Source organism: Candidatus Cloacimonadota bacterium, assembly GCA_011372345.1.
Taxonomy (GTDB): domain Bacteria; phylum Cloacimonadota; class Cloacimonadia; order Cloacimonadales; family TCS61; genus DRTC01.
Genome location: DRTC01000139.1, coordinates 1 through 11,582, shown reverse-complemented (window position 1 = coordinate 11,582; position 11,582 = coordinate 1). Strand labels below are relative to the sequence as shown.

Below are 11,582 nucleotides of genomic sequence, written 5' to 3'. Positions count from 1 at the left end.
TTTTAAAATCAATAAAATAATTTTGTTTGTAAAGAATTTTTTCCGAAATATGTGTCAAGCACGATTTTTTTAAAAACTTTTCTCTTTTTAGTAAAAATGAACTAGGAAAATTTGTAAATAATTTATAATTTTGAAATCTGTTGACAGAATAATATCGAAAAAATTAAGGGAAACATAGCTTGAATTAGAGAGATAAAATCAAATTTACTGTCTAATTTTCGTAAAATCATTAGAGGAGAAAAAATGAACATTTATGTAGGAAATGTCCCTTTTCGGATGTCGGAAGAGGAATTGAAAAATCTGTTTGCTGAATTCGGTACTGTAGAAAGTGCAAGGATAATCACAGATAGAGATTCAGGTCGTTCAAAAGGTTTTGGATTTGTTGAAATGACTGATAATGAAGCAGGTCTGGCTGCCATTGAAAATCTTAATGGCAAAGAAATTAATGATAGAGAACTCAGGGTTAATGAAGCAAGACCCAAAGAAGATCGTCCTCGCAGGAGACAACGATATTAGAAGCATTCAAATGTGTTTTCATTGATCATTTATGCACGATCGTTGAGGAAGTTTTCAAAGAGGAGGTTTTCAAAGCAGAACTGTTAATTTTTCGTAAATAATTTCTTTAAAACTAATAACCTTTCAAATTTAATTTCACATATTTATTGTGTTGGAATTTCAAAGCTTTTATTCTCTAACCAACTTCGCTCTGTTTCGACTGAAACACACAGGAAAATATTCAAATTTTCTGTGTGTTTCAGTATTCGTAAGATAAAATGCAGGATATTTTAAAAAACGATTTTTTTGAAAATGAAAGTTTTTCAAATCTGATAAATAATAGTTTTTTAAACCTTCAAGGTTTGACAAACCTTGAAGGTTTGAATCACTGAATTTTCAGATTGCCGGATACATAATTCAGATTTTTATCAAACATATCTGACAAATTCCAATTTCACCTGCTCTGACCTGAAAGGTTCTATCTTTGAAAATACTAATCTGGAGAATGCCAATTTCCAAAACGCAAAAAATTACTCGATAAATCCTCTGAATAATAAGATCGAAAAAGCGAAATTTTCTATGCCGGAAGTTGTTTCTCTTTTAAATCATTTAGGAATAAGGATCGAATATTGACGATGAGAGAAAAAAGAGAATATTGAACAGCGAATGATGAAAAATGAATAAATACGGAAAGAAGGAAGGATGAACGAAAAAGAATTGCTTCTCGCATACTGTGGTCTTTATTGTGGAGATTGTGCAGGATATGCTGGAGAAATCGCAGAAAAAGCAAAAGAATTAATTAATACCTAACATTTCCCACTTCATTTTAGTTGGAAAAAGTAGTATTATTAAAGGAGTTGAGATAAAATATGACTTTGAATTTCAATTTTTTGATAGTACCTAACTTCAATGTTAAAAACATTAACCATCGAATTTATTCGATGGGAAGAGATTACTTATACATTCTGACTTCAGATACAGCGATGGAAATCTGGTTTTCTGGAATAAAGGAGATACTGCTTTTATCGAAGTAAACGGAAAAAAAGTTCACGAGAATTGTGAACTCAAAAAAGGCAACTAACTTAAATCAATCAAATATCCAAACCTTTAAGATCAAGGTCGAGATCATCATAGTCATTGATATCTTCGCCTTCATCATCCATATCGTCACGCATCCAATCCGGACAGAAGATCAAGTCTTCAGTCGCATCCCAACCATCTACATTTTTCAATCCAAATCTATTCAACAATTCTTCTTCCCAGAGTGAATAGCGAATTTTATCACCCTCGATATCATAGACCAGAACAGGTTTATGGTATTTTCGTAAAATAAAAGGATTCTCCACCAAGTCGTAGAATTCTTTGATTCTCTCTTTATCAGTTTCTTTCCGCATCATTTTCCTCTCCTTTAAAAAAAATCCATAATTTATTGACCTTTTTCTCTTTGGAAAATTACTCGTCCACAAATGTAATAATAGGATAGAATGTCAAATAAAATGAAAAAATATTTTTCCGTTTTGTTTATTTTTGGATTTGCTGCTTTTTTGACGGCTTTTGAACCGCAGGCAAAAGATTTCATAACTGACTATCAATATGAACTTTATAACTCCTGGATCAGGAAATGGGATTTTAAAATTAATTTCCCTTCAGTGATTACCCGGGAGAAAATTTCCAAGCAATTTCAAAGTAAAAGTAAAAAATCAATACATGTTGAATACTTATGGAAGGATTGGAAAATTTTTGAACAACGGGAAATACTCCCCTTTTCAGATTTTTTTAAATCTCCTGAATTAGGAGTTTATACAAGTTTTCTCGAGGATTTTGTTTACCGTTTGAATAGCGATGATTTTATTTTTCTGGAAGATTTCATTGACTTTTCCCAAATCTCATTTTTATATTCAAATCAGAATGATATAACTGCTTTAACATCGCTTTTTAAGAATTATCAGACCGATAGATTTAATGTGAACAAAATCGAATCATTTTCAAGAAAAGAAAGATTTGGAGTAAGAATTTATTCAGATGAAGAAGACATCCTGGAATTTTTATTTCCACAATCAGAAATATTAAGACAATTGCTTAAAGAACAGAAAAAAATCGAAGCAGAAAAGTTCATTAAACCGAAACCTCGGAAAAAAGAAAAAGGTTTCCCGGAAATTAAAACAAAAATCATTCCTGAAATTGAAGATAAAATTTATAAAAGACCAATATCAGAACTTTCTCTGGAAGAATATATCAGCAATTATTATGAGAAAAAACAGACCAAGGAATTGCTTCATAATAAAATCAAAAATGTAAACTCGTTTTTAAAAAAAGAATTTCCAAATCATCATATCCAAATTCTTGGAGGAAAATATTTTTTGACAAAACCACCTTTTAGGGATAATTTCTCTGCTGATATTTCCTGCTCTGAACAAGAGACAAAAGATGGAATAAATATTGTTCCGGATACTTATTTTGAAATGTCGGGAAAACAGGTTCGCTTGAAAACAAACGATACGATCGATCTATCCGATTTAACAGATGAAGAGACAGAAAACATAGCTCCCTTTCTGGCTCAACTTATTTATGAACATAGAACGATTGGAACGAGATTGTTGAATTTTTTCTTAATTCACGATGGAGTCCCGACCACTCTTGTTGTAAACGGAAAATCGCGCGAATTATATGAAATCTATTCTTATGCAAATCTTCTGTTGATGCTGAATTATTTCTGGAAAGAAAGGAATGTTTATTTTGATCTGCAAGATGTTAAAAAAGTGAATGGTTACATAGAATTCAAGGGTTATTTGATCGCAGATGATCCGCAAACTGAAACTTATGATATGGCTGAAATCCGTTATCATCTCGATAAAAATTATAAGATCGATCTGATCATGATGTTCTTGTATCCCGAAACAGAAAAATAATAATTTCGAGTCGTAAGGAACGACGACTCGAAACCGGATACGCTAATTCATCAATCCGATCTTTATTTCGACTCGTCGCTTTACTTACGAGTCGAATAAATTCACTTTGCGTCTTCGCGTCTCTGCGGTAAAAAAGGGAAATATGAAAATTTTTGAAACTCATGCTCATCTCAATTTTAAAGATTTTAACAAAGATAGAGTTGAATTAATAAAGAGATGCTTCCAGTCAGGGATCGAATACATCATTAATATTGGTTTGGACAAAGAGACTTCGGAAGCAAGTATCAAATTATCAGAAGAATACGAACAGATTTATGCGACCGTCGGTTATCATCCACACGATGCGGAGAAGTTTGATAAAGCTGTTGTTTTAAAGCTGGCAAAACATCCGAAAGTTGTTGCTGTCGGGGAAACCGGATTGGATTTTTATCGCAATCTTTCTCCACAGGAAATTCAGAAAAAGGTTTTTTCTGAACAGATTCAGATCGCAATGGATATGAATTTACCTCTGGTTATACATGATCGTGATGCACATGAAGAATGCCTGCAAATCCTGGAAAAATTCAATCCCCCAAAAGTTGTTTTCCATTGTTTTTCAGGAGATGAAATCTTTGCTGAAAAAATCATTGCTCATGATTGGTTCATTTCATTTACTGGCTCGATAACTTATAAGAAAAGCATTCTGGAAAATGTTATCAGAATGGTTCCTGAAGACAGATTTTTCATTGAAACGGATTCTCCGTTTTTAAGTCCAGTTCCTAACAGAGGAAAAAGAAATTCTCCTCTGAATCTGCACTATATCACAGAGAAAATCGCTGAGATCCGAAGAATCTCTCCCAGACAGGTTGCAGATATTACCTTCCGAAATGCTCAAAAATTCTTCTTGAAAAGTTGATTGGGATTTAATCCCAATCTGAATTACGATAACAAGTTAGAAAAAAAACTTGTAAGAAAAAAAGAGTTTTATTTTTTTGCCCCAATCAATATAAATCAGGAGGAAAAATGGCTGTAGTAATAGATCAAGAAACTTGTACAGGTTGCGGAGCATGTATTGAAACATGTCCGGTAGAAGCTCTCACAATGGTCGATGACAAAGCAAAAGTTGATGAAGAAACATGTGTTGACTGTGGTGCATGTCTGGAAGCTTGTCCGGTTGAGGCAATTTCTTTATAAACAATCACTCAGGATTTGATGCCGGTAAGGACATGAACCTTACCGGTTTTTTTGTATGTCTAAATATTTAATAACATCATATTTATTCTTTTATTGACTTGCAAAAACATTCTAAAAAATTCGGACAAAATAAAATATCCATAGAAAAGAAGAAAATATGAGGTTGATGGGATTCATTTATTCTTTGCTTGACAGTTTACAACTGGAAAAAAAAGTAAATCATATTTTTTATATTTACCATACTGAAATTATATTGAGTTTAATATTATGGAAAATTGCTATTTTGTCATAGATATTGGAAATACTCATATCGTTATGGGTGTTTATCAGCAAAATAAATTAATCCATTCCTGGAGATTTGGTACTGATAACTTCCGAACTGAAGATGAATATTTCGCTATGATTAAACTCTTATTTTTGGAAAAATCTTTTGATCTGCATAATATAAAAAAAATAGCACTCGCTTCTGTTGTTCCGGAACTGACCCATGTTTACTCTCATCTAATTAAAAAATATCTGAAATGCCCTTTGATCAAGGTTGATGCATATTCGAATCTCGGTTTGAATTTTCCTATGAAAGATCCTGGTTTTATCGGCGCAGACCTGATCGTTAATGCTTTTGCAGCTAGAGAATTTTATCAGACGAATTGCATCATCTGTGATTTTGGAACAGCCACAACTATTCAACTGATCGGGAAAGACGGTCATTTTTATGGAACTGTAATTTCTCCCGGAGTAATAACCTCCTCTTCCAATTTGATAAAGAAAGCATCTCTTTTATCGGATATTCGACTTGTTTCACCAAAAAATATTCTGGGAACAACTACAAAAGATGCTCTATTATCAGGAATTTTAACAGGAAATGCATTGATGATCGATGGATTTATAAGAGAAATTCGTTCAGCATATAAAAAACTTGGAGAAATTAAAGCAATTGCTACCGGTGGTATTTCCGACCTGATCTGCAAAAACTCAAAAGAGATCGATATAATAGATAAAGAGCTGACTCTTAACGGGCTTAATTATATTTGCCGGATTTTATAAATAAATGCTGAAAAAAATATTCCTTTTTCTTATCCTGTTTTTGCTGTATTCAATATCATCTGCTTTGATATCATTACCTCCTTTATACCTGCAAGGTGTTCCTCATCTGGAATATAATGAAATAAATATTTTTAAATTGCAGAAAGGATTCTCAATTTCCCGCGATAACGCCTTGTTCCTTGCAAATTTCAATCCTCTGACTACTAAAGAAGTAGATTATGATAACCGACTCGTGAAATTAACTTACAGATTCAATGACGAAGATAATATCTATCCGCCAATCTATCTTTCACTTGATAGATATCTTGAAAATAATTTTACTGGAATTTTTCATTTTTTCCTGGAAACTAAAAGCAAAGACCTTCTCAAGCAGGACGACAGAACAGAGGGACAGGGTTTAATTCCGGAAATCGTAATTAAACTTCCTCCTGCTGCTCGCACAAAAGTTGTTGATACAATCTTTGGTGTAAAAGACGGACAAGCAGGTAGATTAAGTCTTGATGGCAGTCAGAAATTGACATTTTCCGGCAGCAGCACCAAAAGAAAGAATATGACCCAATATGAGAATGATAATGAAAGCAAGCAATTTGATCTGCAAATGCGGCAGGATTTGAACTTGAGATTAAGAGGTACGATTGGAGATAAAATTCATGTAAGTGTTGATCAGCATTCTTCATCAGAAGACGAAATCCTGCCTGAACCGGGTGATATTAAAATAAACTATGAAGGTTATGATGACGAAGTCGTGAAAACTATCGATGCCGGTAATATCTCTCTTTCTTTGACCGGTTCGAGTTTCAGTTCTCCGGCATCTTCGGAAGGATTATTCGGTGTTAGAAGCGAGATGGAATTTGGTAGTTTAAAATTAAAAACTTTCATCGCTAAAAACGAGACTAAAAAAAGTACTCAAAAATGGACTGGTAACACACAGGCAGATTCCAGCGATGTTAAAACTAAAGATTATGTCATGCGTACACATTATTTTATTGCTGATCCATATTTACTTTATGAATTATATACAGAGGTTGATATAGTTTCTGACGGTCTTCCTGAAGGTTGGGCAAATAATGCGATCAAAACAGCTTCCGATGGTTCCTGGTACATTTCCAATTCAGGTCAAAATCTATTACCTCAGGAAGGAACAATTCATTTATTTCTTGATAATACAAATGCCAGTGAAGTCATCGGGAAAACCGATGGTATTGAAATCGATCATCCGGAAAAAGTATATCTATTCGAGCCTTTAATAGAAGGAACAGATTATTCTGTGGATTATGACAGCGGAATCATTATCATGAATATGAATATCGATAAAAAATATACGATCGGTATTGCCTATACTCAGCATGACGGAACAGTGATCGGAGATTATACATCTTCACCTGTGGAAGTAAAATTGCTCCGTAAAAGCAATCAGGATTATGAAACTGTCAGTGATCAACCCTATTGGAAATTACAGGTTAGAAATATTTATTATAGTTCAAAAATGGAAGGTGTGAAAAATGATGGTTTCGGCATCGATGTTTTTAATTTGAATGCAGATAACACCAAGAATTTCTTTGTTCCTGATTCCATAGACACAGGTTCCATGGGTAGAATAACTTATAATGATTATTTGAGATTAGACAGCAATGGTGATGTTAAAATAAACGGTGATGATGCAACGATAAATCTTTCTTCCGGTCATGTGATCTTTCCGTTTATCGAACCGTTCAATCCACTTGGAGAACCGATCATTTACCAGGAAGATATCAGCAATATCGGTTATGAAGACTTTTTTATTTATATGGGAATAAAAGGCAAGATCGGACGGGATATAATCGAACTCGGACAAATGGGGCTCTTACCTGGAAGTGTTGTTATTAAGATCGGTCCTAAATCAAATCAGAGAACTTTAAAAGAAAACACCGACTACATTGTAGATTACGATTTTGGAACTATAACCATGTTAACTGCAGAAGGAAAAGATGCAGAAGTTGAAATTGAAATATCCTACCAGTTCAAACCTCTTTTTTCAGTCGAAAGTAAAACCCTGATGGGACTCAGGGCAGATATGCAGTTCAATGAAAATTTGGAGATAGGTGGGACATTTCTTTACCAAGCAGAGAAAGTTTCCGAAGAGAGACCAAAGATCGGTAGTGAGAACAGAAGTATTATTCTGGCAGATTTTGATGGTAGGATCGAGTATGAAGCTCCGTTTCTGACGAAAATCGTAGATTGGCTTCCTTTAATAAAAACCGATGAAGATTCGAGGATGAGTTTGAATGGTGAATTTGCCATGAGTTTACCAAGAATTTGGGGAAATCCCAAACAATCTGATATTAAAGAAGCTTATGTTGATGATATGGAATCTATCCTCGAATCATTTCCTTTGGGAGTGACCAGGAAATCATGGGTTTACGGAAGTAAACCGTATGATATTAATTTTGGAAAAGCGGCAATTAACTGGTATAATCCCACAAATATCCTGGCAAGAGAAGTTTATGATAACCTGACAGCAGAAGAAGAAAAGGAAAAAATAAGCGTTCTGACCTGTAAGATCAAACCTCCTCAAATTGGAAATCCCGGTTTTGAGAATAAATACTGGGCAGGTTTAATGAAATATGTCGGGAATCAATTGGATTTTTCCAAGAAGAAATATTTTGAAGTTTTGGTGAAAGTTGATGATAATTACTCGACAGATGTGGTCATGCATCTCGATCTGGGGGACATAAACGAAGATTTTTATACCGAATATGGTGGTGAAGGTGTCCTCAATATGGAAGACGGATTGTATGGCGGAGATAAAGATGGACGACTGGATGGAGAAGAGGATGTCGGACTTGATATGATCAGAAATGGAGATCCTGGAGATGATCCTTTTGATGATTTTAATAATGATAAAGACTCGTTAGGGGATTATCCAAACATAAATAGTACAGAACGGAATAGCGATCTCGATACGGAAGACCTTGATAATAATGGATCACTGAATGATCTCGATGTTTATCTTGAATATTCTCTTTCTCTTCAGGATACGAGCTCTTCCTATCTGCAGAGTGAGTTCAATGGTTGGAAATTATATCGTATTCCTTTGAACGATGCAGATAATTACAGAATAGTTTCCAATGAAGGCGGAAGATATCCAAACCTTGATAAAATTAGTTATGCTCGTATCTGGTTTGAAGTAACCGATATTTCAAAAGTACAGATGGTAAATCTTGATCTGGTCGGAAATAAATGGGAAGAAGCAGCAATTAAAGATGAAGAAAACAATTATATTTCTCCTTTCGAACTGGAAAGCAACGGTGAAACCATGTTGGTCGGATTAGCTGATAATCAGAAAGATCCGCATTATACTCCCGCCCCCGGAACGCTTATAAAAAAAAGCGGGGAAATTACTTTAGAACAATCATTGATCATAGATTATGAAAATTTACAACCCGATCATGTCGGAATTGCCTTTCAAGATTTTCAGGAATCTTACAATCTGCTCGGTTACAATAAGATCAGATTTTGGATCTATCCCGAGAAACCAGCAAATTCCGGAGGAATATCCGACCTGGAACATGACTTGATCATCAGGCTCGGAGCTGATTCCCTTCTTTACTATGAAATTATTTATCCGCAAACAGCACTCGATTATGCTGATAAAATGAGTTCGAGCGGTTGGAAATCTATTGAGATTGATTTTTCCGATCTGACTTTTTTGAAAACCCGTGCCGGAGTTTCCGATAGTATTCATGTTGAAGGAGATTACAGCTGGTACCAAAAAGGTGATTATAAAATCGGAATGTTAGAGAAGAACGGTCAGCAGCCGACTTTATCCGTTATCAAACAAATTGCCCTCGGTATTCGAGCAATAGATGAATTTACCGGTCGCATTTACTTTGATGATATTCGTGTTGTTGATCCTTATGAGGATGTAGGTTACGCTGCCAGTACATCTTTTCATACCAGTTTTGCCGATTTCTCAACTCTCGATATTTCTCTGAACTGGCAGACCGATAATTTTCAGAATTCAACCACCAGAAGCGGTACATACTCGACATCTTCAAAGGAAACAACTTCTCTTACTATCAATAATAGATATAATTTACATAAATTTCTGCCTGCTGAATGGGGATTCAGTCTACCTCTTGCCTTAAGCAGAAACCAATCTCTCGGGATCCCACGCTTCAAATCAAATTCCGATATTCTTCGAGAGGACCTGACAGAAGAAGAAAAAGAAAGGGAAACAGATAAAACCTTGAGTTATAGAGCAGATTTCAGTTATGGTATGAATAAAACTCCAAAAAGCAAAATTCTGGCATATACTTTGAAAAATACTTCCATCAGAAATGTATATGCAGAATACAGCAAGACTTTAAAAGCAACAAACGCTGATACTACTTTTAAATACGGCGCGACTCATAATTATAAATTAGATCTGCCGGTTGAAAAATTAGGGATCAAACTGTTTGGAAAGAAACAGGAATACAAATTTTATTTTTTTCCGAATTCATTTGATAATACAATTACATATTTAGCGGAATTTCCACGAAGGTGGCGTTGGGAAACTTATGCTGATACAATTCCTCATTGGACTTGGGCAAGTGGGACTAATGATATTAAAACATTAAGTACAGACAGTTTCATCAAGTATGACATTTTTTCCGACATACAATCAACTTACAAACTCACTACAAAAAGAGACCTGACTTTGAAAAGCGAATGGGATAAATTCCCGCTTGGTCAGGAAAAAAACAGGACTCAAACAGTAACTCTGGGTTATGATCCAAATCATCTTGATAAAATATTTACTTTCAGGGTGGATACTGATGTTCAGTACAATGATGAGCATAAATTACTTTCTCAATCAGGAGATGAAACAGAAGATAAATTTGAGTATGAAGGTGGAGTTTCCAGAGATATATCTGGAGCAATAACTTTAAAAAACAAAGAACTTCTTTCCGGTTGGTTAGCAAAAATTGAAGCTGCCAAAAGCGAAGATGAACAAAGCCAAGATCAGGAAAACAGGAACTCGCAAGACAACGAAGATCCGCCTGATGAAGATGAAATGGAAAATAATTTGAGGTACCCTGATCCGGAAGGAAAGGATGAAGAATCCATACCGGAAAATGATCCGGATTACCCGGATCCTGAAGGAGAAGATAAAGAGTCCGTTCCCATAAATGATCCGCCTGAATTCAAGCCCGATAACCCTGATGAAGAAAAAGAAGATATTGAAGATAATGAAAATGATGATGAAAATTTTGAATCTGATGAACAGGAAGAACGATCGGGAAATGACTCCCCGCCAGATGAAGAGCAACAAGATCAACAAGACCAAGAGGATACTGAAAAAACAGGGAAGAAAAAAAGTATTAATATTTTTAAAACTTCTTTGAAATTAATTTCCAGACTCGATAATATCTCCTTCAATTATAATAATGATTATGGTACGACTTATGAAAAGAGAGAAGATAGACCTGAATTTTTATATCAACTCGGATTTCCCCATATCTTGCATGAAGATTTTGTTCATCCCGATTCAAGTGATATCAGAATGAAGGAAGTCGGTTATAGTTATGATATTTCATCAGGATATCCAATTTTAAATAATCTCACTACTACTTTCAAATATTCAAAAGACCTCTCCAAAAGATATGCCAGTGCAAGTAATATGACCATTACAACTGTTTTCCCGAATGTAACAGTTACTTTAACCGAATTCGAGAAGATCATAAAAGCCAGTTCGATCTTAACCAGTTCAAGGCTTTCCAGTAATTATGTTTATACTCACAAATTATCAGGTGTGATCGATTGGGATGATCCAACTTCAGAAGATAAATCTTATACAATGCAGCCGTTGCTTTCCTGGAATGGAAATTGGATTCATGATATTGTCAGCAGTATTTCTCTCGGTTATTCAAATTCTGAAAAAACTACTTTCTACGCACAATATAATTCCGTCAACAAATCGATAACACAATCAATAAG

8 protein-coding genes are annotated in these 11,582 nt (G+C 34.6%); 7 read left to right on the top strand and 1 reads right to left on the bottom strand.

Features of this window, described 5'->3' with window-relative positions; translation table 11 throughout:
- The first annotated feature begins 243 nt into the window (after nucleotides 1–243).
- The gene (locus ENL20_02615) at nucleotides 244–516 is read left to right on the top strand and encodes an RNA-binding protein (protein ID HHE37448.1); all 273 of its coding nucleotides are present in this window, start codon (nucleotides 244–246) and stop codon (nucleotides 514–516) included.
- A 363-nt stretch (nucleotides 517–879) separates the two neighbouring features.
- Nucleotides 880–1,128, top strand: coding sequence for a hypothetical protein (locus ENL20_02610; GenBank protein ID HHE37447.1), 249 nt, complete (start codon nucleotides 880–882; stop codon nucleotides 1,126–1,128).
- Nucleotides 1,129–1,586: 458 nt separating this feature from the next.
- On the opposite strand, the gene ENL20_02605 is transcribed toward ENL20_02610, so the two are convergent.
- Nucleotides 1,587–1,892, bottom strand: coding sequence for a hypothetical protein (locus ENL20_02605; protein ID HHE37446.1), 306 nt, complete (start codon nucleotides 1,890–1,892; stop codon nucleotides 1,587–1,589).
- A gap of 87 nt (nucleotides 1,893–1,979) precedes the next feature.
- Between ENL20_02605 and ENL20_02600 the strand changes: the two genes are divergently transcribed.
- The 5 genes from ENL20_02600 to ENL20_02580 all read left to right on the top strand — a co-directional run.
- On the top strand, nucleotides 1,980–3,404 hold the full coding sequence (locus ENL20_02600; GenBank protein ID HHE37445.1) for a hypothetical protein: 1,425 nt from the start codon (nucleotides 1,980–1,982) through the stop codon (nucleotides 3,402–3,404).
- A 142-nt stretch (nucleotides 3,405–3,546) separates the two neighbouring features.
- Nucleotides 3,547–4,299, top strand: coding sequence for a TatD family deoxyribonuclease (locus ENL20_02595; GenBank protein ID HHE37444.1), 753 nt, complete (start codon nucleotides 3,547–3,549; stop codon nucleotides 4,297–4,299).
- A 107-nt stretch (nucleotides 4,300–4,406) separates the two neighbouring features.
- The gene (locus ENL20_02590; protein HHE37443.1) at nucleotides 4,407–4,577 is read left to right on the top strand and encodes a 4Fe-4S dicluster domain-containing protein; all 171 of its coding nucleotides are present in this window, start codon (nucleotides 4,407–4,409) and stop codon (nucleotides 4,575–4,577) included.
- A 267-nt stretch (nucleotides 4,578–4,844) separates the two neighbouring features.
- The gene (locus ENL20_02585) at nucleotides 4,845–5,621 is read left to right on the top strand and encodes a type III pantothenate kinase (protein HHE37442.1); all 777 of its coding nucleotides are present in this window, start codon (nucleotides 4,845–4,847) and stop codon (nucleotides 5,619–5,621) included.
- Nucleotides 5,622–5,625: 4 nt separating this feature from the next.
- Nucleotides 5,626–11,582: hypothetical protein (locus ENL20_02580; protein HHE37441.1), on the top strand; the 5,957-nt coding region annotated here is incomplete at its 3' end.

What these genes read in the sequence shown, in the direction of transcription:
- ENL20_02615 (HHE37448.1), top strand. Translation starts at nt 244, where the DNA reads ATGAACATTTATGTAGGAAATGTCCCTTTTCGGATGTCGGAAGAGGAA.
- ENL20_02605 (HHE37446.1), bottom strand. Translation starts at nt 1,892, where the DNA reads ATGATGCGGAAAGAAACTGATAAAGAGAGAATCAAAGAATTCTACGAC.
- ENL20_02600 (HHE37445.1), top strand. Translation starts at nt 1,980, where the DNA reads ATGTCAAATAAAATGAAAAAATATTTTTCCGTTTTGTTTATTTTTGGA.
- ENL20_02595 (HHE37444.1), top strand. Translation starts at nt 3,547, where the DNA reads ATGAAAATTTTTGAAACTCATGCTCATCTCAATTTTAAAGATTTTAAC.
- ENL20_02590 (HHE37443.1), top strand. Translation starts at nt 4,407, where the DNA reads ATGGCTGTAGTAATAGATCAAGAAACTTGTACAGGTTGCGGAGCATGT.
- ENL20_02585 (HHE37442.1), top strand. Translation starts at nt 4,845, where the DNA reads ATGGAAAATTGCTATTTTGTCATAGATATTGGAAATACTCATATCGTT.